22 protein-coding genes, 3 rRNA genes and 2 pseudogenes are annotated in these 26,939 nt (G+C 39.9%); 6 read left to right on the top strand and 21 right to left on the bottom strand.

Annotation, left to right across the window (positions count from 1 at the left end; translation table 11 throughout):
- Positions 1–74 precede the first annotated feature (74 nt).
- From QF028_RS07455 to QF028_RS07445, 3 genes are all read right to left on the bottom strand, one after another.
- Complete coding sequence (locus QF028_RS07455; RefSeq protein ID WP_429464671.1) at positions 75–1,667, bottom strand: long-chain-fatty-acid--CoA ligase; 1,593 nt, start codon at positions 1,665–1,667, stop codon at positions 75–77.
- Positions 1,668–1,957: 290 nt separating this feature from the next.
- Positions 1,958–2,143 carry a DUF2187 family protein gene (locus QF028_RS07450; RefSeq protein WP_088088472.1) on the bottom strand — a complete coding sequence of 62 codons (186 nt, stop codon included), beginning with the start codon at positions 2,141–2,143 and terminating at the stop codon, positions 1,958–1,960.
- A 118-nt stretch (positions 2,144–2,261) separates the two neighbouring features.
- Positions 2,262–2,543, bottom strand: coding sequence for a hypothetical protein (locus tag QF028_RS07445; protein WP_429464670.1), 282 nt, complete (start codon positions 2,541–2,543; stop codon positions 2,262–2,264).
- Between the two features lie 251 nt (positions 2,544–2,794).
- Here QF028_RS07445 and QF028_RS07440 point away from each other — a divergent pair, with 251 nt between their 5' ends.
- Both QF028_RS07440 and QF028_RS07435 read left to right on the top strand, forming a co-directional pair.
- Positions 2,795–3,637 (top strand): HAD family hydrolase, encoded by an 843-nt coding sequence (locus QF028_RS07440; RefSeq protein WP_429464669.1) that lies wholly within the window; start codon positions 2,795–2,797, stop codon positions 3,635–3,637.
- Between the two features lie 224 nt (positions 3,638–3,861).
- Positions 3,862–4,269, top strand: a complete 408-nt coding sequence (locus QF028_RS07435; RefSeq protein WP_429464668.1) for a hypothetical protein — start codon at positions 3,862–3,864, stop codon at positions 4,267–4,269.
- 247 nt (positions 4,270–4,516) lie between these two features.
- Here the strand turns inward: QF028_RS07435 and QF028_RS07430 are convergent, their stop codons facing one another.
- The 6 genes and pseudogenes from QF028_RS07430 to QF028_RS07405 all read right to left on the bottom strand — a co-directional run bounded on the left by QF028_RS07430 (position 4,517) and on the right by QF028_RS07405 (position 10,266).
- Entirely contained in the window at positions 4,517–4,717 is a 201-nt protein-coding gene (locus tag QF028_RS07430) for a cold-shock protein (protein WP_007083691.1), read from the bottom strand.
- Positions 4,718–4,906: 189 nt separating this feature from the next.
- A complete protein-coding gene (gene brnQ / locus QF028_RS07425) occupies positions 4,907–6,286 on the bottom strand; it encodes a branched-chain amino acid transport system II carrier protein (RefSeq protein ID WP_429464667.1) in 1,380 nt (459 codons plus the stop codon).
- A gap of 322 nt (positions 6,287–6,608) precedes the next feature.
- On the bottom strand, positions 6,609–7,298 hold the full coding sequence (locus tag QF028_RS07420) for a BsuPI-related putative proteinase inhibitor (protein ID WP_429464666.1): 690 nt from the start codon (positions 7,296–7,298) through the stop codon (positions 6,609–6,611).
- Between the two features lie 184 nt (positions 7,299–7,482).
- The gene (locus QF028_RS07415; RefSeq protein ID WP_410885460.1) at positions 7,483–8,274 is read right to left on the bottom strand and encodes an HAD family hydrolase; all 792 of its coding nucleotides are present in this window, start codon (positions 8,272–8,274) and stop codon (positions 7,483–7,485) included.
- Positions 8,275–8,543: 269 nt separating this feature from the next.
- Positions 8,544–8,798, bottom strand: a complete 255-nt coding sequence (locus tag QF028_RS07410; protein WP_429464665.1) for a hypothetical protein — start codon at positions 8,796–8,798, stop codon at positions 8,544–8,546.
- Positions 8,799–9,034: 236 nt separating this feature from the next.
- A pseudogene (locus QF028_RS07405) lies at positions 9,035–10,266 on the bottom strand (DUF438 domain-containing protein).
- 285 nt (positions 10,267–10,551) lie between these two features.
- Between QF028_RS07405 and QF028_RS07400 the strand changes: the two are divergent.
- Positions 10,552–11,529, top strand: coding sequence for a ring-cleaving dioxygenase (locus QF028_RS07400; protein WP_429464664.1), 978 nt, complete (start codon positions 10,552–10,554; stop codon positions 11,527–11,529).
- Positions 11,530–11,612: 83 nt separating this feature from the next.
- Here QF028_RS07400 and QF028_RS07395 read toward each other — a convergent pair whose 3' ends face one another.
- On the bottom strand, positions 11,613–12,578 hold the full coding sequence (locus tag QF028_RS07395) for a DUF1835 domain-containing protein (RefSeq protein ID WP_429464663.1): 966 nt from the start codon (positions 12,576–12,578) through the stop codon (positions 11,613–11,615).
- A 458-nt stretch (positions 12,579–13,036) separates the two neighbouring features.
- Here QF028_RS07395 and QF028_RS07390 point away from each other — a divergent pair, with 458 nt between their 5' ends.
- A complete protein-coding gene (locus QF028_RS07390; protein WP_098933185.1) occupies positions 13,037–13,345 on the top strand; it encodes a hypothetical protein in 309 nt (102 codons plus the stop codon).
- Between the two features lie 110 nt (positions 13,346–13,455).
- On the opposite strand, the gene rrf is transcribed toward QF028_RS07390, so the two are convergent.
- The 9 genes from rrf to QF028_RS07345 form a co-directional block, all read right to left on the bottom strand.
- A 5S ribosomal RNA gene (rrf, locus tag QF028_RS07385) occupies positions 13,456–13,572 on the bottom strand.
- 75 nt (positions 13,573–13,647) lie between these two features.
- Positions 13,648–16,583: ribosomal RNA gene (locus QF028_RS07380) — 23S ribosomal RNA — on the bottom strand.
- A gap of 195 nt (positions 16,584–16,778) precedes the next feature.
- Positions 16,779–18,328, bottom strand: a 16S ribosomal RNA gene (locus tag QF028_RS07375).
- Together the 16S, 23S and 5S rRNA genes form the textbook arrangement of a ribosomal RNA operon.
- A gap of 528 nt (positions 18,329–18,856) precedes the next feature.
- Positions 18,857–19,429, bottom strand: a complete 573-nt coding sequence (locus tag QF028_RS07370; RefSeq protein WP_429464662.1) for an RIO1 family regulatory kinase/ATPase — start codon at positions 19,427–19,429, stop codon at positions 18,857–18,859.
- Positions 19,430–19,491: 62 nt separating this feature from the next.
- The gene (locus tag QF028_RS07365) at positions 19,492–20,565 is read right to left on the bottom strand and encodes a phosphotransferase (RefSeq protein ID WP_429464661.1); all 1,074 of its coding nucleotides are present in this window, start codon (positions 20,563–20,565) and stop codon (positions 19,492–19,494) included.
- Between the two features lie 31 nt (positions 20,566–20,596).
- Complete coding sequence (locus tag QF028_RS07360; RefSeq protein WP_429464660.1) at positions 20,597–21,775, bottom strand: carbamoyl-phosphate synthase; 1,179 nt, start codon at positions 21,773–21,775, stop codon at positions 20,597–20,599.
- A gap of 15 nt (positions 21,776–21,790) precedes the next feature.
- Complete coding sequence (locus QF028_RS07355; RefSeq protein ID WP_429464659.1) at positions 21,791–23,116, bottom strand: glycosyltransferase family 4 protein; 1,326 nt, start codon at positions 23,114–23,116, stop codon at positions 21,791–21,793.
- A complete protein-coding gene (locus tag QF028_RS07350) occupies positions 23,113–23,769 on the bottom strand; it encodes a PIG-L deacetylase family protein (protein WP_429464658.1) in 657 nt (218 codons plus the stop codon). The genes QF028_RS07355 and QF028_RS07350 overlap by 4 nt, the downstream gene beginning before the upstream one ends.
- Before the next feature lie 270 nt (positions 23,770–24,039).
- Positions 24,040–24,207 carry a hypothetical protein gene (locus QF028_RS07345; protein WP_168244660.1) on the bottom strand — a complete coding sequence of 56 codons (168 nt, stop codon included), beginning with the start codon at positions 24,205–24,207 and terminating at the stop codon, positions 24,040–24,042.
- A gap of 41 nt (positions 24,208–24,248) precedes the next feature.
- Here QF028_RS07345 and sda point away from each other — a divergent pair.
- Positions 24,249–24,332 (top strand): annotated as a pseudogene (gene sda, locus QF028_RS07340) (sporulation histidine kinase inhibitor Sda); the annotation flags it as partial.
- Positions 24,333–24,387: 55 nt separating this feature from the next.
- Here sda and QF028_RS07335 read toward each other — a convergent pair.
- Positions 24,388–25,479 (bottom strand): CotH kinase family protein, encoded by a 1,092-nt coding sequence (locus QF028_RS07335; RefSeq protein WP_429464657.1) that lies wholly within the window; start codon positions 25,477–25,479, stop codon positions 24,388–24,390.
- Positions 25,480–25,675: 196 nt separating this feature from the next.
- Between QF028_RS07335 and QF028_RS07330 the strand changes: the two genes are divergently transcribed.
- Complete coding sequence (locus tag QF028_RS07330) at positions 25,676–26,062, top strand: CotG/ExsB N-terminal domain-containing protein (protein ID WP_429464656.1); 387 nt, start codon at positions 25,676–25,678, stop codon at positions 26,060–26,062.
- Between the two features lie 65 nt (positions 26,063–26,127).
- Here QF028_RS07330 and QF028_RS07325 read toward each other — a convergent pair whose 3' ends face one another.
- Complete coding sequence (locus QF028_RS07325) at positions 26,128–26,850, bottom strand: DsbA family oxidoreductase (RefSeq protein WP_429464655.1); 723 nt, start codon at positions 26,848–26,850, stop codon at positions 26,128–26,130.
- Positions 26,851–26,939: the final 89 nt, after the last annotated feature.

Genomic DNA, 26,939 nt, shown 5'->3' with positions numbered 1-26,939 from the left:
CCGTTTGCATGCCGACAAACGAAAAAAGGAGTCCTTCCCCTCACTAAGGGAAAAGAACTCCAAATTCAATCTAATTAATTGACTCTCTTCGGACCGGTCCAGTACATTTCTCTTAAACGAAATTTTTGCAATTTACCGGTTGCTGTTTTTGGTAAAGCTTCTACGAATTCAACTGCCTTCGGTGCTTTAAAATGTGCTAACTCTGACCGGCAGAACTGGACGATTTCATCTTCAGTTACATTCGCCTCAGGTTTTAACACGATAATTGCCTTTGGAACCTCGCCCCACTTTTCATCCGGGATCGCAATCACTGCAGTTTCCAAGACAGCCGGGTGCTTATAGAGAACTCCTTCAACCTCTGTAGAAGAGATATTCTCTCCACCAGAAATAATCAAATCCTTGGCACGATCTCGTATTTCGATGAACCCATCTGGGTGAGTGACAGCCAAATCTCCCGTATGGAACCAGCCGCCCCTGATTGCCGCTGCAGTGGTGATTGGATCCTTGTAATAACCTGCCATGACGACGTTACCACGCGTGATGATTTCTCCTAATTCTTCTCCGTTCCAGGCCACTTCCTCCCCATCTTGATGTACAACCTTTGTTTCGCCATTGAAAGCAAGTTCAATCCCTTGTCTTGCCTTGATCGCTGCTTGTTCATCAGCTGTCATTGCATCAAATTCTTTTTTCCACTCACAGTAAAGGATGAAAGGAGAGGTTTCCGTTAGACCATAGACATGTATCATATTTAAACCCAGAATTTCTTGTGCTTTATGAATCAGTGCTGCTGCAGGAGGTGCACCGGCTGTCGCCATCCGTGGGGTGGTAGTAATCTTAATTTCCTTTGCCTTTGGCTCATTGACCAGCATATTCACGACCGTTGGCGCACCGCATAAAAGCGTGATTTTCTTCTTTTCAAATAATTCAAGTATAAGGGGCGGCTCAACTTTTCTGAGACATACATGGGTACCGCCTGTAGCCGTAATCGCCCAAACACCGCCCCAGCCATTTGCATGAAACATCGGAAGTGTATGGAGATAGACATCATCATGGTTGACACCTAAATGATACATGAAATTAGCAGCATTTAAATAATTCCCTCGATGTGTAAGCATGACTCCCTTGGGTCTTGAAGTCGTCCCGCTCGTATAATTTAAAGTTAGCAGTTGATTTTCATCAATATCCATCTCTGGAATTGTAACCGTTTCCAAAGTATGTTGCAAAAAATCCTCATAATCGATGCCCATTAAAGAAGTATCCTGTCCCTGTACAGATACAATAATAATTTGTTCGAGGGAAAGATTATCGATTATTTTCTCAATCGGGCCGCAAAATTCTTCATCGACAATTAACATTTTCGCATCACTGTGACGAATGATATACTCTAGGTCATCCGCAGTAAGCCTGTAATTTAGCGGTACCATGACCGCGCCAAGCTGGCAGATTCCATAAAAGCACTCCAGCATATAATGCGTGTTAGGCAACATGACCGCTACATGATCACCTTGGATGATTCCTGCTTGAAGGAGAGCAGCAGAAAGCTGATCGATTCGCTTGCCAAATTCTTGATATGTAAATTCCTTTTCTCCATCGATGACGGCTGTTTTATTCGGATAATACTTCACCGCCCGGCGTTTCCAATCTAATGGGGTTAACGGGGAAATCATATAACCAACTCCTCTTTTATTAAATGAGAGTGATGGGTAATTTTTTCGCGTATTGGTCCCTTTGATGTATACATCACAATTCTATTCTTGTCCCAAAAATAGGGATTTGTCAATTAATAATTTAATTTTTCTGAATTTAGCATTTAACTACCTTTATCACAAAAAAAATCGAGTAGAGACTTAGTCCCTCACTCGAATTTTGTACTTATTTTTTTTCTTTACACTTGAGTTTTTTCTGGCTTATTTTACATATAGGGGTTTATATCAAACTATTATGTAAAGCAAGAGGGTCAACTTTTCGACTTCTTAATTTTGTAATTTTTATGGTTTACAATGGTAGTAAGTGGTTCATCCTTATCTTTCGAATAACCATATTGGACCATAACAGAATTTTCCCTAATACCAGAAACGACACCTTCATGATTTTTTCCTTCACGACTAAAGGAAATAACATCGCCAATATTTGCCGTAGCCATTCCATCACCTCGACTTTATATTAACCAATAATTCCCGAAAAAATACTTTCCATCTATAAGGAAAATGATCAGAAAAAAAAGCCCTTGACGGGTCAAAGGCTTCGCTTTATCGGAACAATTAAAGTACGATTGTACTTTCTAAAATAAGTTCATTAATAGTTTTCCTAAATCCCCAAATAATGTCCGATAACATTTCTAATTCAATATCTATTTCTCTAATGTCCCAATAATGTTCGTTTTTTCGGTGGTAGGTAAACTTTCCATCAGGATACTTCATAATCGTAAGCGTTCCATTCGGACTGACTGTATTTAAAGTAAGAAAATATTTCGTCCCATCCCAATTAGCATACCTATCAAAATGATTTAGAAATCCAGTAATTTCGCTACTTCTCAAAATCATCACCAGTCACCCCTTAACTTTTAATCGGTAAAAACGATTCGTGAAAAAGGAACGTGAGGATTTTCAAAAAAATACATCCTCCATTAACTTATTGTTTTCATTATAGAAGAAAAAAAAGTTAATTCAACGATTATGGCAACTATCCAAACATCCTTTCGTGTAAAATGGTGTCAGGCACCAACATAAATTTGGAAACACATTTTCTGGTTAAAATCTGCTATAGTAGTTTTATGATGGAATGGAAAGGAAATATGACAAATATGAAATGTATTTCAATCGATTTAGATGGTACCTTATTAAACTCTCAGCATGAAATAAGCTTGGAGAATGTGAAGGCTTTAAACGAATTGAAGGACTCAGGCCACTGCCTTATTTTGAACACAGGTCGTGCTTATGCTGATGTCATTAAATTAAAAGCCGTTCAAAATATGGAGATTCCGATTTTTTGTATCAATGGTTCTGTTTTATATTCAGAAACGAGAGAAATGCTGTACGAGGCTACATTAACAGTTTCAACCTATAAAACTATTTTTACGATATTAAAAGAACTCGGCGTTGGTATTTTGGTTTACACCAATTATGGCGGTTTCCCTTCGACATTGCCTCCATTGCATGGGAAAAGTAATCAAGAGCTCGATACCCTTTTTCAAGAATTCAATTATGATGAAATTCTTGAAAAAGACAATCTAAAAATCTATAAACTTATTGCCTTAGTACACCCGGATCAAATAGAAATGATAGCAGAGGTTAAAGCGGCATTAGCAGGGAAATTTGATATTTCGATCGCTTCCTCCTTTCCAAATAATGTGGAAATCACTTCAAACGAAGCACATAAAGGAAAAGCTCTATTACGTTACCAAAAAATGTTGAATCTTTCTTTTGATGAAATAATCGCTTTTGGGGATGGAGGCAATGACCTTGCCCAGTTTGAAGTAGCTACCACTTCAGTTGCCATGGGAAATGCCCCTGTCCATGTTCAGCAAAAAGCCGATATCATCACAAAGACTAATGACGAAGATGGTTTTGCCTATGCTGTTCGAGAGCTTTTACAATTATTGAACACAGAAGAGCAACGACCTATAATTAAATACTAAATTTTCCTGCTTGAACAACTGCGTCACCTCAAAATGGGGGACGCAGTTTTTTGTCGTTTAATTTTTATATAGTCTGTAAGGCACGTCCAGTCATTTAATACCAAGGACTGCATACCCTTCTTACTAAAGGGGGGATTTTCATTAACAGAGAATTTTCGAATAAAACGTCTTCCAAATCTTCCGTTGTTTTTGGAATCATTTTTGGTGTTATCGGGATAGGATTCATGTTTCTCAATATTTGGATTGGTTCGTTTATCTTTGTGATTGGAGTTGTTATTTTTTTGTGGATGCGATATTTTGGCAACGACACCACCGTTTCCTGTCGTGAAAAAGGGTTCACTGTCACAATCATTAATAAGCGAAAAGGAATCTTTGTAAACGACTACGCCTGGGAGCAAGTTACCGAAACCCTCTATTACGAAAGAGAATCTGCAGGTGAAAATAACACAACAACACGTTATTTTCAGGTAAAAACCGAAAATGGTGTCGCCTTTAATGTATATGAAATGAAGAATTTTCATGAATTAATAGAAATATTCAATCAAAATACTGTCCACTTGCCTTACTTTTGGGAAAAGCCAACAGGAATCTTAAAAACACGTTATCAAAAACAAACCCGAGTTACTTCTTAACTTATTGAACCTTCACCTTAAATATTCATCCTATATGAGCTTATAAAGGAATTATAGTTAGTAATTTTCTATCAATTTAAAAAAATTAGGGATTGGAAGGAATGTATGCTATACTTTGTTTACCATTTACTTTACGTTTTCATAAGACCGCCCTACTCAACTGCAGAGTAGGGTTTTTTATTTGCTTCGATTTTTACCAACAAAAAAAGACTCCCATAAAGAGAGTCTTTTTATATTTTGGTTCTTATTATGCTTTACGAACGTTAGTAGCTTGGGGTCCACGTTGACCTTGTTCTACTTCAAATGTTACAGCTTGACCTTCGTCTAAAGATTTGAAGCCTTCGCTTTGGATAGCTGAGAAGTGTACGAATACATCGTCCCCTGCTTCGCGTTCGATGAATCCGAATCCTTTTTCTGCATTAAACCATTTCACTTTACCTTGTTCCATTTGTTGTTTCCTCCTCGTGTGCTGTGCACACATTGTGTTACTATCCTTGCTCAGATCTTCAAGACAGAAAGTTTAGCACTTATTATCCTACCGACTAACAAAAATAATTCTTCCTTACTATAACAGAGATTAGTAAGGAATGCAAATAGGTATTTAGGATTAATTTTATTTTTTGATGTTTTTACAATGCTATAAGGCACTTTCAGTCTTATTCTTTACGCGGTGTGCGGAGAAATTCTGCCCTCTGACAAAAATCCCTGTTATTAAGATTGTAACCAAAACAGGCAGCAGCCAGCCGAGCCCCTTGTTATAAAAAGGCAATACTCGATCATAAAACGCAACAATCTGCGCTAGCCACCCAAAATATTCGATTCCAACCAGATCACAGAATGTTTTAAGCCCATCGATAATACTAATCATAAAGGTGACTGAAATGGCTGTTACATAAACAATCCGTGAATGGTTAAACAGCTTGGACAAAAAAGTCAACAGCATTAAGGCAATCGACAATGGATATAAAAACATTAATACAGGTATGGAAAAATTAATGATATTCGCTAAACCGAAGTTTGCGATAACAAACGAAACGAGCGAAAAGAAAAGCACCCACATTTTGTAACTGATTTTCGGTACCAGTGTATGGAAGTATTCGCCGCAAGCTGTCATCAAGCCAATGCTCGTTGTTAGACAAGCGAGTAAGATAATAACCGACAACATAACCGTGCCAAATGTTCCAAAATAATAGGAAGCTGCCTTTCCCAGAACAGGACCTCCAGTATCAAAAAGTCCGAACGCACTTGTGCTTGACGCCCCTAAATAAGCAACGCCCACGTAGATGATTCCAAGAAAAATGGTCGCAATCAGTCCAGACTTAGCTGATGCTATAAGGATACCTCGTGTAGACGTTACACCCATCGAACGAATTGAATTGATAACGATGATCCCAAATACAAGCGATGCAAGTGCATCCATTGTGTTATAACCTTCCATAAATCCTTTCATGAACGCCCCGCTTGCATATGTTGCTTGTGGTGCCTCAATTGAACCGATTGGCTTGACAATAACCATTACTAATAAGATAAAAATTAGAATGATAATAGCAGGAGATAAGATTTTCCCCACACGGTCCACAAGCTTTGCTGGGTTTAATGAAAACCACAAGGTCACAATAAAAAACAAACCAGTGAATACAAATAATCCAATTTGACCAAAACTTTCACTTACAAACGGTGCAATCCCAATATCATAGGCTACTGCGCCCGTCCTAGGTGCAGCAAAAAATGGCCCAATCGTCAAATAAAGAAGCGATGTGAAAATAACCCCATAGAGCGGGTGGACCCTGCTTGCCAGCTCCTCTAAGTTCTTGCTCCCCGAGAACCCCATTGCAAGGATTCCAAGAAACGGAAGCCCTATTCCGGTAATTAAAAAGCCTGTCACCGCCATCCACACATTTGACCCTGCATTTTGACCAAGTGCTGCTGGAAAAATTAAATTCCCTGCCCCGAAAAACAAGGCAAATAACATTACTCCTATAACGAAATACCTTGAAAATGGTAATTTATTTTGCATATTAGCTACTCCCACCTAGATGTCCTCTTCCTAAATAATTGATTCTAAAAAATTTATATAATGATATATTCCGAGAATAATATTACTATCCTCTTGAGAAAAATTCAACCTATTTTTGAGATTAGTTAGATAATTTCGAAAGAAGAGATGTTTATTTTTCTACCTATTTTATAAGATTTTGGTAAATAGTTGTGAAAATTATATATTTTTCATTTTTCTCATCAATACTTTTCTAGAAAAATAATTACCATAAAATTCCCGTCAAATAAAAGGCCTTTGTCTGGTTTCAGTCAGCAAAGGCCTTTTAGCTTTTTTAATTAATTTATTCCTTTTCCAAGATAAACTTTTGGATCAGCTTTTGCCCAGTTTCATTTTCCTTGTAAAAAAATGAAACCTGTTCACCTTCCTTTAGAGATGATAATTGCTTTATGGCATCCTCTGTTAACTGGAAGGCTACCTTCTTGCCCTCTATATCGATTTCAATCGTATGGGGATCCATTTGGCCAACCAGCACACCGGTTCCTTTGCTAAACGAATTTTTTATGATTAGGTCTGTCACTACTTTAGCTTCCTCTTCTTTTGCTGTTAAGAACACTTCGATTCTATATTGGCCATTGGGAAGATCTGAAATGGTAAATTCTTTTGTGATTTCTTGATTATTTGCTAACTCTACTTCCTTTATGGCTTGCGTTGACATGACTTCCTTGGAGTATTGTTTGACTTTTTTCCCTTTTAAGTCGTAAACAATGTAATCAGCTTCTAAGCCACTAGTAAATGTAAGTTTCTGTGGTTTGCCTGATAGATTTTTAACCTTGTATTTGATAATCATCTTATCATTCACTGCTTTTGTTTCAATCGTTGCGTGAAATTTAGCTACAATCTCATTCTGTTTTGGAAGCTCTATCTTAGTACCTTCGGCGCTCCCCTTTGTAGTAGCACCTGTTCCACATCCTGCTAAAAGGACAATCATTAATGCTGAACTTATAATAAAAAACAATTTATTGTTTCTCAATTCTTTTCTCCCCTTTTCCAAAAAGGCAATTTATTGGTCTCAGCCATATAGTCGCCGAAAAGAGGAACAAAGTTACATGATTACTAAATAAATTGTTGCACACTATTTTCATCCATACAAAAAATTGCCGTATATATAGGAAACTCCCTATTTATACGGCAATCTTTCAACTAGCTTGTTTTTTCTATTTTTTCTTCAATTCCTCTAATAATGGAAAAAGTTCTTCCAAATGGGTAATCTCATAAGTAGGGATAACTTCATTTCTGGCTTTTTCATGACGGTTAATCCAAACCGTTTTGATTCCTGCCCTATTGGCTCCTAGAATATCTGTCATTAAATTATCCCCCACCATAAGGACCTCATCCTTTTGAACCGACATAAGCGAGAGTGCGTGTTCAAAAATGGTCGGATCAGGCTTCCCTCTGCCGAAATCCCCTGAAATAACAATTTGATCAAAATATGGAACCAGTTCAGGTGTTATCGTTAGTTTTGTTTTTTGAAGATCGGGTGAACCATTTGTTAACAGCAGCAACTGGTAATTCTCTTTTAACGTATCAAGAATTTTAAATGATTCCTCATAGACAAACGGCAGGTTTCTACGCTCTTGTGGGAACCGTTCCGCTAACTCGAATCCAAAATCCGTGTCATCCACGCCCAATGATTTCAAACCAGCTGTCCAAGCGTCCTTTCGATAGGTAGGAACCATTTCCTTCATCTTTTTAAAATCATCCTGATCATCTAAAAAATTACCCCATAACCCTTCAAACGGATTAATCCCAATCATTTGCGTAAAAGGGTAAAATTCATAGGAAGCATATATGTTTCTTGCTGCCTCTCGAACGGCTTCTTCTAGTTGGTCCGCATCGACCCCATACCGTTCCTCAGCTACTTTACACGTAGCAGCAAAAGCCTCCTTCACACTTTTTTGATCCCAAAGCAGTGTATCATCTAAATCAAAAAAAATCGCTTTAATCATCGTAACCTTCCCCTTGTATAAAAGATATTTTTACTAGTTTACCATTTTAATAATTGAAAATATATAATTGTTAATTTTTTATTCATTTATTAGGGAAGGGAACCGATAATCGAGTGTTACAAGCATCAAGATATTTTCTTAGGAAGATACGGTTAACACATTGTTTTTGGATCCAATATCATGAAGCGCCGGGTCGACTGTTACATTATTTCCCACAACCATTAAATGCGCATTGGGATCCTTCGAGACAATGATGACCCCATTCTTGACTACCTTTGGCTGCCGATGACCGCATTTTCAATCCAGGCGTTCTCTTCAATAATGGTATTTGGCAAGATGACTGTGTTTTTAATTCGCGCCCCCTTTCCGATCTTCACACCGCTATACACAACGGACTTTTCGATCGTACCGTAAATTTCACAGCCTTCACTCAGTAAACATTGCTGAACCTTAGCCGACTCATCCACAAATAACGGGGGCAGGTTTATGCTGCTCAATAAATTCGATATTTTGAAAGACAGCATGTGACGTCCCTTACTTCTTATACTTTTATTATCTCCGTTTTCTTCCACTTTTCCGTTTAACCTGTTACAGCTTTGTGAAAATGCCCTGCCTTTTTATCGACACTAAAAGTGACGCAAACTCTGTATTTGTCTCGAATTGTCGTAAATTCAAACAATGAAAATATGACCAATCTATAAAAAAAACTGCCATTTCTCGACGATTCATGATCTCATCGGGGGATGGCAGTTTTTATATATTATTCTAAAAATCGTTTTTCCCCTTCAATTGCTTTGATTGGGTCAATATTTTGCGTGAATTCAAGGGTGCCAATGTACTTCCCTTTCTCATCACGAACAGCAAAATAACGGATATAGACATACTTATCCTTAAACTTAATCCAAAAATCCTCAGACTCTTTTTTGCCGGACTTAAAATCAGCCAACAGTTCCTCTACGACATGGACACTTCTAGGCGGGTGGCAGTTTTGAACGGTACGACCAATAATTGCTTTCGTCCGCGCAAAAATTCTTTCTTTTCAGTGTGAAAAATACCGAACCACATCATCTTGGTCAATGAAGGTGATGTCAACGGGTAAATGGTTTAATAAGAGCTCCAGCTGTTTTAAGGAAAGAATACCGGTTTCCATCTTAATATAGCCTTCAGAGATTGCCTTTTCATCTAGTGCATTTCTTTCAGGCTTCCATTCTACTGCAGGAGCGATCAGACAAAAGCCAATTTCATCACTTTCATGGGCAATTTTGACCCATTCATCTTCTGTTAAATTCTTCAAAGCCATAGGAAAGAGAATGTTTTCCTCTTTATAAATCATTCCCGCTACTTCTTGAATGCATAATTTAAAACCCCGATAACAGCCTGCTTATCGCCGTGATAATGGGCAAGTTTTTGTCTGCTGTCCTTAATTGCGTCTCTGATGAAATCATCGATTCTCCACATATTTGTTGTGGGGCCGTAGATCCCGTACTTTTCTAAATAGGGAAAAATGAAATTCTCTTTACGGCTATAGTGCTTATCAATATCAAGCAATAGATTAATATCCTCGATTAGCTTATAGATATTTTCAGCTGAATCATCATTGACAAACTCCTCTAAATGTAATTGAAGCTTGGTGGTTAACAACTTATCAACCTCTTGATTTTCGAGTTTAAAGGTATGAACTGGATGACCTGCCTGGTCTTCAGTTCTTCCAATTTGATGGTTTTCTTCTTTGATCGTTCCTTGAAAAATGGCTGAATGCTGCTTGTAGATATGCTTAAGTTCAGCAGCAGAAATACTTCCCTCTTCGACAAAATCATGTTGTACCTGGGTTATTTCATCGACGGTTATTTTCCCGATAAACGCATCAAAATGAGCTTTAACCTCATCAAGATTTCGTCCATTATGAAGATCCATAAAAAGTTGCTTTAGTATATCTATGCGTTCTGTATTTTCACTAGTTAATTGTTCACGGTTATTAATGATTTCACTCATATCAGGATTCTCCTTTACTATTTCAAAATACTTTTGATATTTGTTCTCATTAATAACTTAACACTTCCTAAACTGATTGTTTGTGATTAACATCATTAGTAACAAGGTAATTGTGAAAACTTTAAGGACGAACTTTTTGACAGCCTATTAATTTCATGTTATATTTATCTCGAATTGAAGATAATCAGTTTAAAGATAATATTTCAAATTGGTTAAGAAGATACTTATTAAATAAGTCTATTGAATATAAATAATCAAAATAGAGGATAAATTGGAGGATTCAAAATGAATAATTTAAAAGGTATGCACCACGTAACAGCCATTACGAGCAGCGCAGAAAAAAACTATGAGTTTTTTACGAATGTATTAGGGATGCGCTTAGTTAAGAAAACCGTTAACCAAGATGATATTCAAACCTATCACTTATTCTTTGCCGATGATATTGGCAGTGCCGGAACCGATATGACCTTTTTCGACTTTCCTGGCATTCCTAAAGGGGTCCATGGTACCAACGAAATTTCAAAGACTTCCTTCCGTGTCCCAACTGATGCGGCGATCGAATTTTGGGTGAAACGCTTTGACCGTTTAGAGGTAAAACATACAGGAATTAAAGAGCAATTTGGTAAAAAAACACTGTCGTTTGTTGATTTTGATGACCAGCAATACCAATTGATTTCAGATGAAAATAATAATGGTGTTGCAGCTGGTACCCCATGGCAAAAAGGACCGATTCCTTTAGACTATGCGATTACTGGATTAGGCCCGATCTTTGTTCGTGTCGCTAATTTTGATTACTTTAAAGAAATGATGGAAAAAGTTCTTCGATTTAAAGAGATTGCACAAGAAGGAGCGTTTCATTTATTTGAAGTAGGTAAAGGCGGCAATGGCGCTCAGGTAGTAGTCGAATATAATGCGGTTCTTCCTCAAGCACGCCAAGGATTTGGGACGGTACACCATGCGGCATTCCGTGTCGATGATCGTTCCGTTCTAGAAGAATGGATTGGACATATGGAGAGCTTTGGATTCCAAACATCTGGATTCGTCGATCGCTACTTTTTCGGATCACTTTATACAAGAGTTGCACCGCAGATTCTATTTGAGTTTGCCACAGACGGCCCAGGATTTATGGGAGATGAGCCTTATGAAACACTAGGTGAAAAATTATCTTTACCACCATTCTTAGAACCAAAACGGGAACAAATCGAGAAATTGGTTCGTCCGATTGATACCATAAGAAGTACAAAAGAATTCGTCAAAGAATAATCCTTTTAAAAATAACACACAAAGAGCGTGGCCGTGGGCCCGCTCTTTGTTATTAACTTAAAAGGGTCAGTCCCCCACTACTTTTAATCACCCTTTTTAATAAGTTTGTTCCCTTCCCAAAACCATTTATTCTCTTTTTGGAATACCCCCCCAATCCACCAATCACGTTCCACAAATTCACAATGATCTTTTTGTCCAGTTAAAACATCTAAACCATTGGAAGTTAACCTTAGCTTTGAACTGGGTTCCGGATTTTGATAGTTGGGTAATGGGGAATCACATTCCAACAATGGATAGGGTCCCTGCATCAGCTCGTTTAGCATGGCCGTAAAATAAAGATCACTTATCCCATCATTAATTCTTTGCATACTTATCGATTGAAATAATTCTCCAAACGAGCATGTATTTTTATCAAGATAGTTTAAAACTAAGGTTTCTACTACATTTAGACCAGTATGCACTGAGGGAAAGTAGCTTAAGTGTGATTGAAATGCCTGTTTTAAAGAAGGTAATTTTTCATTTGATGAAGCCATCCATTTTTCAATATCTATCGGATTCTTAGATGTATAAGCTCTCCAGCCAGTAATAGCTTCTATTATTTGTTCATCTGTTATTAGTTGTTTCTTTTGATAATAAAGTCCTTCCAATTGCTGAGATGATAATTGACCAAGGCCATAAAAAGGTTCTACCCCCTCATACTCATCAATAGTCACCAACCATAGGTTTCTATACTCTTTTTTTGATAATTCGTTTAGCAAATACATTAACATCGTTTGATCATACCGATCGTGCTCAAACCATAGTACAATCTCTTTATCTCTAGGGATTTCATCAAGATATCGATTTTGGTCTTTACAATTCCGACTAAATAACTCAGCAGGAATAGCTAATTTTTCTTCAAAAAAACGTGCCCTGCGATGGATCCAATTTTCCTCCCTAATATCTTCGGATAATGGACCAAAATCATACATCTCCCGCCAAACTAGAACATCTCCGGGAAGATTTCCTAGCTTGTTCCCCACTACATCCCCATTTACGATGTGAATCATACCAATACCTCATTTCTTGTCACGCTTCAACAAAACGGTCGCTGGTGCCTGACACCCCACTTATTAGCTTAGTAACGTATTAGTAACTTTTCTAATCCATTTGTGCTGATGTTCCCAGCACCCCCACACATCAAGCATCCATCGTTGAAACCAATCCGCAACCGGGGCATTTAATTGTCATTAGGCTCATTTACCTTCACCTTAATCATTTATTTTCAAGTGATAAACCTATTTTATCATAGAAAGTTCCTATCGAATTTACGTCTCATTTTCCCCACCTATAAATAATTCATTACTTTAGAGTAAGTAGCCTATAAACCATTTTTATAAAAATAAATTCCATTTACACATTTATATTTTTGTTATATTTACATAGACTAATATGTTGCTTTTTTAGGTAAGCATATTAGTTTATTCATTTGCATATCGTTTTAAGACGGGAAAGGAGACGATTGAATATGTATAGTACCGAAGTAAACAAAAAAATTGAAAGTATTGCCCATCCAAAGGTGCAAAATATAATAAGAACATGTGTGGAACAAGGATGCGTGTTCAAACCTCATCCAAGCAACCCTAACTTAGTGAATTTATTTGATCCTGTACTCAGGAAAAATATTATTGGGGACATTAACCTTTTAAGTGAAAGAGGATATTTCACACTGGAAGTGGAAAATGGACGTTTCAAGACTTTTAGAAATGAAGTTATGGGATTGGATATAAATAAGGCAGATTTTGAAGATAAGGTATTAAGAAGATTGAAACGGTAGCCTTCGATATTTCAGACATGGAAAAGGGCAATGATTTTTGAGATCATTGCCCTTTTTTGTTTATTAAAAACCAATAAAAAAGGACAACCTTAAATGGTTATACTTCGTTTGCCTGGCAACGTCCTACTCTCACAGGGACGCGTGTCCCAACTACAATCAGCGCTGAGAAGCTTAACTTCCGTGTTCGGTATGGGAACGGGTGTGACCTTCTCGCCATTGCTGCCAGACTTGTTTTTTGAGATATCATTCCCTCAAAACTAGATAATGCAGAAGAAGTTTGTAAAACGAGTATGCCTTATAAATTGGTTAAGTCCTCGAACGATTAGTATCAGTCAGCTCCACATGTTACCACGCTTCCACCTCTGACCTATCAACCTGATCATCTTTCAGGGTTCTTACTAGCTTGCGCTATGGGAAATCTCATCTTGAGGGGGGCTTCATGCTTAGATGCTTTCAGCACTTATCCCGTCCGCACATAGCTACCCAGCGATGCCCTTGGCAGAACAACTGGTACACCAGCGGTGCGTCCATCCCGGTCCTCTCGTACTAAGGACAGCTCCTCTCAAATTTCCTGCGCCCACGACGGATAGGGACCGAACTGTCTCACGACGTTCTGAACCCAGCTCGCGTACCGCTTTAATGGGCGAACAGCCCAACCCTTGGGACCGACTACAGCCCCAGGATGCGATGAGCCGACATCGAGGTGCCAAACCTCCCCGTCGATGTGGACTCTTGGGGGAGATAAGCCTGTTATCCCCGGGGTAGCTTTTATCCGTTGAGCGATGGCCCTTCCATGCGGAACCACCGGATCACTAAGCCCGACTTTCGTCCCTGCTCGACTTGTAGGTCTCGCAGTCAAGCTCCCTTGTGCCTTTACACTCTGCGAATGATTTCCAACCATTCTGAGGGAACCTTTGGGCGCCTCCGTTACTCTTTAGGAGGCGACCGCCCCAGTCAAACTGCCCACCTGACACTGTCTCCCACCCCGATCAGGGGTGCGGGTTAGAATTTCAATACAGCCAGGGTAGTATCCCACCGACGCCTCCACGCAAGCTAGCGCTCACGTATCTCAGGCTCCTACCTATCCTGTACAAGCTGTACCAAAATTCAATATCAGGCTACAGTAAAGCTCCACGGGGTCTTTCCGTCCTGTCGCGGGTAACCTGCATCTTCACAGGTACTATAATTTCACCGAGTCTCTCGTTGAGACAGTGCCCAGATCGTTACGCCTTTCGTGCGGGTCGGAACTTACCCGACAAGGAATTTCGCTACCTTAGGACCGTTATAGTTACGGCCGCCGTTTACTGGGGCTTCGATTCAGAGCTTCGCTTGCGCTAACCCCTCCTCTTAACCTTCCAGCACCGGGCAGGCGTCAGCCCCTATACTTCGCCTTGCGGCTTCGCAGAGACCTGTGTTTTTGCTAAACAGTCGCCTGGGCCTATTCACTGCGGCTCTTCGAGGCTATTCACCTCAAAAAGCACCCCTTCTCCCGAAGTTACGGGGTCATTTTGCCGAGTTCCTTAACGAGAGTTCTCTCGCTCACCTTAGGATTCTCTCCTCGCCTACCTGTGTCGGTTTGCGGTACGGGCACCTTTTATCTCGCTAGAGGCTTTTCTTGGCAGTGTGGAATCAGGAACTTCGGTACTAAATTTCCCTCGCTATCACAGCTCAGCCTTATGCGAGAAGCGGATTTGCCTACTTCTCAGCCTAACTGCTTAGACGCGCATATCCAACAGCGCGCTTACCCTATCCTCCTGCGTCCCCCCATTGCTCAAACGATAAAGAGGTGGTACAGGAATATCAACCTGTTGTCCATCGCCTACGCCTTTCGGCCTCGGCTTAGGTCCCGACTAACCCTGAGCGGACGAGCCTTCCTCAGGAAACCTTAGGCATTCGGTGGATGAGATTCTCACTCATCTTTCGCTACTCATACCGGCATTCTCACTTCTAAGCGCTCCACCAGTCCTTACGGTCTAGCTTCAACGCCCTTAGAACGCTCTCCTACCACTGACATCAGAGATGTCAATCCACAGCTTCGGTGATACGTTTAGCCCCGGTACATTTTCGGCGCAGAGTCATTCGACCAGTGAGCTATTACGCACTCTTTAAATGGTGGCTGCTTCTAAGCCAACATCCTGGTTGTCTAAACAACTCCACATCCTTTTCCACTTAACGTATACTTTGGGACCTTAGCTGGTGGTCTGGGCTGTTTCCCTTTTGACTACGGATCTTATCACTCGCAGTCTGACTCCCACGGATAAGTCTTTGGCATTCGGAGTTTGTCTGAATTCGGTAACCCGATGAGGGCCCCTAGTCCAAACAGTGCTCTACCTCCAAGACTCTTACTACGTGAGGCTAGCCCTAAAGCTATTTCGGAGAGAACCAGCTATCTCCAAGTTCGATTGGAATTTCTCCGCTACCCACACCTCATCCCCGCACTTTTCAACGTGCGTGGGTTCGGGCCTCCATCCAGTGTTACCTGGACTTCACCCTGGACATGGGTAGATCACCTGGTTTCGGGTCTACGACCACATACTCATACGCCCTATTCAGACTCGCTTTCGCTGCGGCTCCGTCTCTTCAACTTAACCTTGCATGGGATCGTAACTCGCCGGTTCATTCTACAAAAGGCACGCTATCACCCATTAACGGGCTCTAACTACTTGTAGGCACACGGTTTCAGGAACTATTTCACTCCCCTTCCGGGGTGCTTTTCACCTTTCCCTCACGGTACTGGTTCACTATCGGTCACTAGGGAGTATTTAGCCTTGGGAGATGGTCCTCCCTGCTTCCGACCGGATTTCTCGTGTCCGGCCGTACTCAGGATCCACTCAGGAGGGAACGAAGTTTCGACTACAGGGTTTTTACCTTCTATGACGGACCTTTCCAGGTCGCTTCATCTACCCCGTTCCTTTGTAACTCCATGTTGAGTGTCCTACAACCCCAAGAGGCAAGCCTCTTGGTTTGGGCTATGTCCCGTTTCGCTCGCCGCTACTCAGGGAATCGCGTTTGCTTTCTCTTCCTCCGGGTACTTAGATGTTTCAGTTCCCCGGGTATGCCTTCCATACCCTATGTATTCAGGTAAAGATACTGTTCCATTACGAACAGTGGGTTCCCCCATTCGGAAATCTCCGGATCAAAGCTTACTTACAGCTCCCCGAAGCATATCGGTGTTAGTCCCGTCCTTCATCGGCTCCTAGTGCCAAGGCATTCACCGTGCGCCCTTTCTAACTTAACCTAAAAGGTTTGTTTCTTCTTATTAAATAAGAAATTGGCATTGACTCGGTTCTTACATTGACTTCTTCATTACGATTATCTAGTTTTCAAAGAACGATTAAAAAAAGCTTTGAGAGAATTGTACTCTCAAAACTAAACAAACAAAGATCGTGTCACAAACTGTTTGTCTGGCTCACAGGTCCAGCTTTATCCTTAGAAAGGAGGTGATCCAGCCGCACCTTCCGATACGGCTACCTTGTTACGACTTCACCCCAATCATCTGTCCCACCTTAGGCGGCTGGCTCCTTGCGGTTACCCCACCGACTTCGGGTGTTACAAACTCTCGTGGTGTGACGGGCGGTGTGTACAAGGCCCGGGAACGTATTCACCGCGGCATGCTGATCCGCGATTACTAGCGATTCCGGCTTCATGCAGGCGAGTTGCAGCCTGCAATCCGAACTGAGAATGGTTTTATGGGATTGGCTAAACCTCGCGGTCTTGCAGCCCTTTGTACCATCCATTGTAGCACGTGTGTAGCCCAGGTCATAAGGGGCATGATGATTTGACGTCATCCCCACCTTCCTCCGGTTTGTCACCGGCAGTCACCTTAGAGTGCCCAACTGAATGCTGGCAACTAAGATCAAGGGTTGCGCTCGTTGCGGGACTTAACCCAACATCTCACGACACGAGCTGACGACAACCATGCACCACCTGTCACTCTGTCCCCCGAAGGGGAAAATCCTATCTCTAGGAGTGTCAGAGGATGTCAAGACCTGGTAAGGTTCTTCGCGTTGCTTCGAATTAAACCACATGCTCCACCGCTTGTGCGGGCCCCCGTCAATTCCTTTGAGTTTCAGCCTTGCGGCCGTACTCCCCAGGCGGAGTGCTTAATGCGTTAGCTGCAGCACTAAGGGGCGGAAACCCCCTAACACTTAGCACTCATCGTTTACGGCGTGGACTACCAGGGTATCTAATCCTGTTTGCTCCCCACGCTTTCGCGCCTCAGCGTCAGTTACAGACCAGAAAGCCGCCTTCGCCACTGGTGTTCCTCCACATCTCTACGCATTTCACCGCTACACGTGGAATTCCGCTTTCCTCTTCTGCACTCAAGTCCCCCAGTTTCCAATGACCCTCCACGGTTGAGCCGTGGGCTTTCACATCAGACTTAAAGGACCGCCTGCGCGCGCTTTACGCCCAATAATTCCGGACAACGCTTGCCACCTACGTATTACCGCGGCTGCTGGCACGTAGTTAGCCGTGGCTTTCTGGTTAGGTACCGTCAAGGTACCGGCAGTTACTCCGGTACTTGTTCTTCCCTAACAACAGAGCTTTACGACCCGAAGGCCTTCATCGCTCACGCGGCGTTGCTCCATCAGACTTTCGTCCATTGTGGAAGATTCCCTACTGCTGCCTCCCGTAGGAGTCTGGGCCGTGTCTCAGTCCCAGTGTGGCCGATCACCCTCTCAGGTCGGCTACGCATCGTCGCCTTGGTGAGCCGTTACCTCACCAACTAGCTAATGCGCCGCGGGCCCATCTGTAAGTGTCAGCCGAAACCGACTTTCAGCTTTTCCTCATGAGAGGAAAAGGATTATCCGGTATTAGCACCGGTTTCCCGGTGTTATCCCAGTCTTACAGGCAGGTTGCCCACGTGTTACTCACCCGTCCGCCGCTAACCAACAGGAGCAAGCTCCAATTGATCCGCTCGACTTGCATGTATTAGGCACGCCGCCAGCGTTCGTCCTGAGCCAGGATCAAACTCTCCAAGAAAGTTGATTAGCTCATTTTGTTACGTTGGCTTAGTTTCTTAATTGAAACTAAAAGTTTTTATTTGTTTGCACGATTTTGTTTGTTTAGTTTTCAAAGAACAAATTCACTTTCCAATGAAGCGACAAAAACTATTATACTATTATTTCTCTATTTAAGTCAACACTAATTTTTAACACTCAATGTTTAACTCGTCCGAAGAGAGCTTTCCTATAATAACATGTAAGTTACTATAAGTTCAATGTAAAGTTTTTTCCAATTCAACTTCAATTAACAGCACCGCAAGTAGTATTTATTAACCACTCGTTTTTGCTGTCAACGACTACTATCTTATCATGGTAGACAATAGGGTTCAATGTGTAATGTTTTCCATTTTACCAAAAATAATTAAATATTATTCTAGCTGAAATAATAGAAGGAATTGATTTTAGTTCCTTAGTTGATCCATCAATAGATAATCAAAATAAAAAGGCAATGGATCATTTAACCACCGCCTTCTTGGGACCTCTCCAAACCTTTTCAAGTGCCACTTTATTCAATCCCTAGGTTTTTCCATTCCTTATATTTGGATGGGTTAAGCTTGTTCACATGTTGCAAAAACTCTTCTGAATAACCAAGTTTTTTTAATCCAGATAACAATTTGGTAGGAACAGCCCTGTCAGTATAAAATGCCCTCTTGAGGTCGATTACTTTTATTTCCCCTAGTTCATTGAAAAAAATGTGGCGAACTTCAATATCAAGTCTTGTAAAACCCACAGCTTTCATTTCATCCAGCATCGATAAAATTTTCCCCACGATTGCCTCTGAGAGTTTTTTCTCTTTTTTTAATAAATGCTTAAGATTGTATCCTTTTACAAACTCCATCACAATATAGTTAGAACCATATTCATATAATTTAGGAATAATAGGAGAGGATTGTCCAATTTGCAGGGCATTTAATTCCTTTTTTTGTGTGTCTTCATTAACAAAAACTTTGACGCACTTCTCAGGTGTCAATTGAAAGACGGATCCATCAGCCCCCTTCCCTATCATTGTGTAACCGCTCAGATCTTGAATGGTTACAGTGCCTTTATTCTTGGCTACTATTTTTTCAAAATCTTTCATTTCTAATCTCCTTCTATTTCGATTTCAAATCCCTTTGTTGTATTTAAATCTTGGGAACTGCTCTAATATAATCCGAGTTCTTTTCCCCATACTTCTATTTTCTCTAGATATCTTTTTAAAAGTGTGCTCTTTCCTCCATTCAACACCTTTTGCAAATGACTAGAAAGCTTTTTTTCTAGAGTTCTCTGTAAATATGCCTTTTTTAGAAGTTTCAATGGATCATCACTGAAGGTTATTCCATATTTCTGCATTTCTTCGCAATACAGCTGCACACATTGACTTCGAATCTCTTCTTCCCTCTGTTGCCAATCTGAGCGAAAATCAATTAATAATTCGACTAGGACGACCAAATCATACCAGCATGGATACTGTTTCGCAGACTCCCAATCAATCAAAGAGACTTTCCAATTCTCCTCCTCATCATTGGCATTTTCACAGCAAATATTGTGGACATGGAGGTCACCGTGGATGAGACATTGTCCAGATTCCGTAATTTCAGGAAAGTACACAGGCCCTTTTTTTAATATTTTTTTGATCATTTTATACCTTGGTGCCACCAATTCTCTTAAGTTAGGATCTTTCATTGCCAGATCCAGATTCTCTTTTGCTTTTTTGATACTCTTAGTTCTCTCCTTTACCTTCTCTTCAGAATCAAAATGAGGAAGAGAGGCGTCAAAAAGATCCGCATGCTGCAAAAATCGATGATCAAAGGTTATGGCATGAAATTTTGCCACAGTTGGGATAATTCGTTCCAAATGTTTTGGAGCTAATTTTAATTGTCCTCGTAACGGCTTCAAACATTCGGTGAACATCCATGTTTCATTACCATTTACATTCGGTTCAAGCCAATATAATCGCGGCATAAACTCATGATAAATGTTATAGGCTTTTTGATACATACTGATTTCTAATCTATGATTTTCTTTCAGTGGTTGCTTGTATATTTTAAGGACTATGGGAATGAACTCCCGACCATCAGTTAGAACCAACTTCCAAATACTTGTCTTTTCCCGTGTATTTTTGAGGCATTCTATTCTTTCTTCCACTAACTTTACTTTTTTACCAAGGACATTTTTTAGCTTTTCTTCCCAATCAAATTGCTTCCAACAGCTAATAATTTCTTCTATACTATTCAAAACCTAAGTTCCCTCCTTCCTCTGCCATCACTTATTTTCTCCCCCATAAGTTTCGTAAATGGGAAACAAAACTTCGAACAAACGGAAGAGGGTCACTCCAAGCAAAAAGAGCCTCCACCTTTTTTCCAGATAAACTTTTCACCCATTCCAAGAACTTCATTTCCCCACTTTTTTGTTTTTGGCGAAAGGAAAGAAAATCACGGACAAAGTAAACCCATTTGACCCCTTCTTTCTGCACTGTCACTGGTGCTGGATTTTGCCCGGTAAGGGATAAATAATACAAGTAGGCCAAATTTACCCCACAAGCCATTGATAACGCTTGAGTTAAACCTATTCTTGAATTGATTTCGATAAATTTCAGTTTCCCATCTCTTGGATCCCGTTTAAACTCAGCAATCGCCAAGCCTTTGAACTGAATATCTTTTAGAAAGGTAGTAGCGAGTTGAATGACTTCTTCGTCCCTAATACTTAGGGCAAGTGCAGTAGATCCAAAATGAGGGGGAAATTGATGTAATTTTTGGTTCATCCACAAGCCAATTAAATTCATCTGATCGTCAAAAAATGTCTTGACGGAATAAATACAATTCTCCTCACCAGGGATGACCTCCTGGATCATTAGTTCACCGAATGGCCGATAAAAAAGGTACTCTTCTCTCAATTGGGAAGCCTGTTCTACTACAATGGCTTTCTTATAAAGACGATGATCAATATTTGAGCGGAAATGAGAAGAATGAACTGGTTTTAAAATACAAGGAAAGGTAATTTGATGGATGATTTGCTCAAACTGCTCTTCGTTATTTATTGCGAAGGTTTTGGGGCATGGCACATTTGATTTAAGGGCCAATTCATACGTTAATCTTTTATCTAATACGGCTTCAACTAGTGTGTGTTTAGGTAATAGAAAGCGATAATAGTGTGAAAGAACAAATCTGTTTTTTGAAATAAACTGTACAAAGTCATCAGACCCCGCATACAGGACAGCCTTTTGTCCAAACTTTTGGGCCATTCTGGTAAGAAATAGAATTAATGCAGCTCCTTCACTAACTGGATTTGGGCAAATTCCACAGGTGGCAAACCGCGTTTTACCAATTTCATATTTTCCTTTAGTATCAAACGCATATACCTTTATCCCTTTTTTCGCTAAACTCCTCACAATACCTATTCCAGTTGCACTTAGATCAAGGACAACGGCAGGAACATCATGTTGCATACTTTTTTCCTCCTTTCATAATAATGATCTATAGATGCCTTCAATCTTTTGAACCATGGTACTAACGGTTAAATGTTGTTGCGCAAATGCCTGAGCATTGCCCGCTAATTCTTTCCTTAGAGATTTTTTTTGCAAAAGGAGCAATAACTTTTCGGCAAGTTGTTGTGGGTTAGCTGGTTCAACTATAAATCCTGAATAGTTATCCTTAATGATTTCCGGAATGCCGCCACAATTGGTCGTTAGAATTGCTTGATTGGTAAACATTGCCTCGATTATTGAGATGGGCAGCGTATCACTTGTAGTTGGAAGAACAAAAATGTCTGATTCGCTTAATAATTTAGGTACGTCTTCTCTGCTTCCTAAAAAGGATACGTTTTTTAATTTCAACTCACTAACCTTCTTTTCGAGCTTCTTTCTCATCTCACCATCGCCTACAATCCGTACTTCTACATTTTTCAACTTGTCTTTAATCAGGGCAAGAGCTTTAAATAAATACTTATGTCCTTTGCGGGGCCGAAGACGTGAGATACAGGTAATTACAGTTTTGCTTTGGCTATTCTTAACTTTCTTCTGAATATTCCATTCCTCTAAATCAATCCCAGTATATACAGTGGTCATTTTATCTTCTTCAGCGCCTATATTTATTAGGAACGGGCGAAAGACATCACAAAGGATGATTAATTGGTTGGCATTTTTAATTGCTTGTTTATCAATGGCTGAAAAATAGATTTCCTCAACCGAACCTTTTTCCATCAAGTTAAACTTTAATCTGTTTTGGGTCATAAATCCATGCGGTGTGAATAGAAGAGGTTTTTGATGGGATTGGTTAAGTAATCCTATTACATTAGCAGTATAGCGATCTTGTGCGTGAATAATATCGTATTGCGACAGATCAATATCTTCTAGCATCAAATAATAACTGTATAGTTTGCTGATATTGTGTAGTATTTTTGGATTACAGCTGCCATACCGATTGATAAAAAATTGTGAGAATTTCTCTGAACAACTATCGCGTAATGCCTTCATTTCATCGGCCGGAAAATGGTTTGGTGCAATAACATGGACACTATGTCCTAAATTTTCCAAGCCGGTTTTAAGTGCAGTGATATAGTTCTGTAGACCACCGATAAATGGATATTCCCAAAACGTTGTGATTAATATCTTCATTTTTTTGTTTTGAATTTCTGCTGATTCGAATTGCTCCCATTCGAATTGCTCCCATTCTAATACATTTTCAACTTCATAAGTCTCATTTACCCCATAATATTGGTCCATAGCAAAGATTAAGTAAGGAAAAAGGGTCGGCAGAAATGGTTGGTCATTTTGTAGTTCATCTTTCACTTCCACACCCTCCTTATGATTTCAAATGCTTCAGCATATTCTACCCCCACGGTCATTCCCCTTACCCTAGCTAAATATTTTACTCCATCATAGGAACGAGGATGTGGGAATGGTCTCATTTCTACATCATAATGGTGAAGAGATTTGAGCTTATCGTCGATGGTATCTGTAATATCCACAAAATAATTAGGTTTAAATTCTTTATCATTCGTGTGCTGGCTCCACTCACTGGAAGAAACAGTTTCGAAACAAATAATTTCAACCGGCTCTTTTCCAGGCAACGGCCGAGCTGCTGTTAACACTGCCTGAAACAAAATTTGATGGTCTCTGTTGGTGTCACCATAATGATGCGTGAAAATCTTTGTAGGCGCATACTTATCCAAAAGTCCTTCGATAGATTTGTTGATTTCATGAAGAGGTATGGTTTCCAATAATAAATTGGGGAATTCCAAAAATAACACCTCTTCCACTCCTAAGTGTCTGTTTGCCTCCAGCATTAATGGCCGAATGCGATCTTCCTCTTCCTTCCGTCCTTTTGCAGCAATAACTGAAATTACCTTATAGCCAAGATTAATTAACTTCTTTATCGTTCCGCCGCTCCCAAGAATTTCATCATCAGGGTGAGCGGCAATCACAAGCACATTTTTACTCACTTAAGCACCTCAATTCCAGATAAAAATAGTTTTCTTGTAATTATATGGAATTTAGTCAAAGTGGATATGGACAATCTGAATAAAATGAAAAAATGGGCTGATTTTAAGTGATATTCGTTTGTTTCGACTTGGACACCTGATTCTATCGCTTTCAAAAAAAGCAAAAAAACATATGCATTTCGCATATGTTCAAATTTGCTTGATTAATTTTTTTAAAAACTCTTCAACAGGTACCGGTTTACAATTTTATGTTTCTACTAAATTAGTTGATTAAAACCTCGTCAACCTTTTCATAATCGCTGTTTTTCGTTCCCTATCTTTAATTCTTGTTAAATCAAGCGCATATTCATGACCTTTATTTTTGGCTTTTAAGATTTCTCTTACCGCATTTTTCACACTTTCTTCATTATCTGTAACCATAATTACCTTCCGTAGCATTCCTTCCCACACTCCTTATCTTCCCATAGCGATTAGTTTTCATTGATGCCTACCACGAAGCCATCCGTCTAGAACTTTGCACTGACTTTATTCATTTATTACTAACTGAGATCAGTCATAGAAATTTAATTCATGAACTATTATCTAAGCCTTTAGACCATCCGAATTCGGGTGGTTTTTTTAATCTAGTATTGCTAACTTCCTATATAAGTACTTTCTTCTTTCCTCAATATACTTCGTTATTACCGATAATTCCTGGTCAAATATATTTATATCGTGTTTTTTATATGGATCCTGTTTGACAAATGGACGAATCGATTGTGTCATTTTTTCCACCTTCGGAATCATATTTTCTACTGTAAATTGCTGTTTCATCGTTTCTTCAAGTAGCATTCGATATTGTTTTCGAAAGGTATCTACATTTAATATACGGGCGGTTAATGTATTAAACCCATCAATCGGTACATAATCGGGCTCCATAATCTTTCCATTAACATCCCTGCCCCATGTCGCATCATAATCCCAAGGAATGATTTCAAAAAGGCGCGTTTCACCATTCCTGTAAAGCGCATAGTTATGAACGAAACCATCATAATTTGAAGTAAAAATAATTCCAGTCATCCAGCGGAGATATTTATCAATATCTACAAATTTTTGAATTTCCTTCTCGAATTCATTATTCGCAATCGTATTGATATTAAATATTAATTCCTTTAAGAAATAGTCATCTTCAGGTCTCCCTACCTTTCTTTCATACCCTAACTCCAGTGATTTTTTGGTCTCCTTATCTAAATCGCTCATCAGCGAAAAGTTTGCATCACCATCGACCGCATAAAAAATGCTTCCGTTTGAAAGGTTTCTTCTTTTCAAAAAATTCTCATCTACTGATTCGATTTCCAAATAGACCCCTTCTGCTTTTCCATTTTGGATTAAAAAGAGATGGCGCGATAGTGGTGATAAGACCCCAAGCTCCGCAAAGAAATCAAACGACAGCTTATTTCGGATCAATGAAGGATCCTTATATTCTGCGTTTAAATGAATATGATTTGAACCTCTGAATTTTTTGGGTTTATAGAAGGAAACCTGATATGATTTTTTCGGAAAATCGCGGATATGTGATCCTCGATAGGCCACATCAATCTCGAGTCTTTTCCCTTCAATCGTTAACTGAGCAGGAATCGGTTCATCAATCCAAATGTCTCTTCTGAGTTCCCGAAGGTCATTCGGCCTAATAAAAAGCTTGTATTCCGGTATTTTTGCAGCCTCGTCCATTTTTTAATTCCTCCTTCCTTTATTGGTATGAAGGAAAATGGATGCTGGTCACGTTTGATTAGCATTTTTTCTTATTTTAGGCTTTTGGCTCATTCCATTGTTTCTGACGATACGTATTTTGATAAGAGAAGAGTGAGTTTATTGGACAAATAGTTTCGTACTCCCTTTTCAAGCTTAAAGGAGGTGCAAAAATAATATGAGTGATTTTTCAGCTGAAGATATTCAAAGAGCTGCAGATGAAGTAAGACGCGGTGGTTTCGGAGACTTTATGTTCCGTGACCCAGGTCAAAATCGTGGTACCACACGCAGAAGAACATCCAGACGAGGAACATCCGGGCGTCGGATGACATCACGCCGGAACACCTCTAGACGTAATACATCCGGAAACCGCAATACATCCAGAAGAAATACTTCAAGAAGAAATACTTCAAGGAGAAATACATCCAGAAGAAATACTTCAAGGAGAAGAACTTCAAGATGCTGTAAATGGTCAGGGTGGCGGTACAACTCACGTAGCAATACTCGAATAAATAGATGTTGGAAAGACGGAAATATGTGGAATTTACGAGTCCGCAGACGCTAATAGGTTTAAAAACAAGAGGGGATGGAAACTTAGTTTCCTTCCCCATCTTTTGTTATGGTCAACATCTACTTTTTTTCAGGGATGGCACAGCTGCCATCTGCACAGCTAACATCGTCTTCGGTGGAAAGATCCTTCAGCACTGGTGTTGGAGACTCTTCCTCCCAAACTTTTTGTAGTGCCCCCATGAATGTTTCCGTCGGTTGTGCACCAGAAATGGCATATTTTTGATTAATGACAAAGTATGGAACACCGCGAACACCATACTGCTGTGCAAGGGATTCATCTTGACGAACATCAGTTGCATAGGCTTCCTTATCATTAAGGACTTGCAATACTTCCTGGCGATTTAATCCTGCCGCTTCAGCTAGGTCTGTCAATGTTTCAATATCTCCAATATGCTTCGACTCTGTAAAGTAGGCATGCAGAAGCATTTCTGAGACGGCGGCTTCCTTCCCTTGTGTTTTTGCAAATTTAACCAAGCGATGAGCATCAAACGTATTTGTTGGCTTCATCTCATCAAAATTAAATTTCAACCCAACAGTGGCTGCCTGCTGCCCCACCCCTTGATTTGCTTCCTTCGCTTTTTCAACACTCATTCCATATTTTTTTGCTAATACTTCATGGATGTTCTGACCAATATTTTTTGGAGAATTTGGGTCAAGTTCAAAGCTTTTGAATTCAACTTCTACCTGATCCCTATGTGGAAATTGATCTAACGCCACTTCTAATCGGCGTTTCCCAATATAACAAAACGGACATACATAATCTGACCAAACTTCAATTTTCATATAGACACCTCGTTTTCTTCGGTTAAATTTTATAGTAACACAAGGTCAGAGAAATCTATTCATAGTTGCTCATGATAAATTGGTTGATT

The organism is Neobacillus sp. B4I6 (assembly GCF_050434045.1).
In the GTDB taxonomy this organism is placed as follows: Bacteria; Bacillota; Bacilli; order Bacillales; family Cytobacillaceae; genus Neobacillus.
This window is presented reverse-complemented; position numbering and strand designations above follow the sequence as displayed.

Bases quoted from the DNA above. Each gene is read 5' to 3' on its own strand.
- QF028_RS07455 (WP_429464671.1), bottom strand. From the start codon at position 1,667: ATGATTTCCCCGTTAACCCCATTAGATTGGAAACGCCGGGCGGTGAAG.
- QF028_RS07450 (WP_088088472.1), bottom strand. From the start codon at position 2,143: ATGGCTACGGCAAATATTGGCGATGTTATTTCCTTTAGTCGTGAAGGA.
- QF028_RS07445 (WP_429464670.1), bottom strand. From the start codon at position 2,543: ATGATTTTGAGAAGTAGCGAAATTACTGGATTTCTAAATCATTTTGAT.
- QF028_RS07440 (WP_429464669.1), top strand. From the start codon at position 2,795: ATGACAAATATGAAATGTATTTCAATCGATTTAGATGGTACCTTATTA.
- QF028_RS07435 (WP_429464668.1), top strand. From the start codon at position 3,862: ATGTTTCTCAATATTTGGATTGGTTCGTTTATCTTTGTGATTGGAGTT.
- QF028_RS07430 (WP_007083691.1), bottom strand. From the start codon at position 4,717: ATGGAACAAGGTAAAGTGAAATGGTTTAATGCAGAAAAAGGATTCGGA.
- brnQ (WP_429464667.1), bottom strand. From the start codon at position 6,286: ATGCAAAATAAATTACCATTTTCAAGGTATTTCGTTATAGGAGTAATG.
- QF028_RS07415 (WP_410885460.1), bottom strand. From the start codon at position 8,274: ATGATTAAAGCGATTTTTTTTGATTTAGATGATACACTGCTTTGGGAT.
- QF028_RS07410 (WP_429464665.1), bottom strand. From the start codon at position 8,798: ATGCTGTCTTTCAAAATATCGAATTTATTGAGCAGCATAAACCTGCCC.
- QF028_RS07400 (WP_429464664.1), top strand. From the start codon at position 10,552: ATGAATAATTTAAAAGGTATGCACCACGTAACAGCCATTACGAGCAGC.
- QF028_RS07395 (WP_429464663.1), bottom strand. From the start codon at position 12,578: ATGATTCACATCGTAAATGGGGATGTAGTGGGGAACAAGCTAGGAAAT.
- QF028_RS07390 (WP_098933185.1), top strand. From the start codon at position 13,037: ATGTATAGTACCGAAGTAAACAAAAAAATTGAAAGTATTGCCCATCCA.
- QF028_RS07370 (WP_429464662.1), bottom strand. From the start codon at position 19,429: ATGAAAGATTTTGAAAAAATAGTAGCCAAGAATAAAGGCACTGTAACC.
- QF028_RS07360 (WP_429464660.1), bottom strand. From the start codon at position 21,775: ATGCAACATGATGTTCCTGCCGTTGTCCTTGATCTAAGTGCAACTGGA.
- QF028_RS07345 (WP_168244660.1), bottom strand. From the start codon at position 24,207: ATGCTACGGAAGGTAATTATGGTTACAGATAATGAAGAAAGTGTGAAA.
- QF028_RS07335 (WP_429464657.1), bottom strand. From the start codon at position 25,479: ATGGACGAGGCTGCAAAAATACCGGAATACAAGCTTTTTATTAGGCCG.
- QF028_RS07330 (WP_429464656.1), top strand. From the start codon at position 25,676: ATGAGTGATTTTTCAGCTGAAGATATTCAAAGAGCTGCAGATGAAGTA.
- QF028_RS07325 (WP_429464655.1), bottom strand. From the start codon at position 26,850: ATGAAAATTGAAGTTTGGTCAGATTATGTATGTCCGTTTTGTTATATT.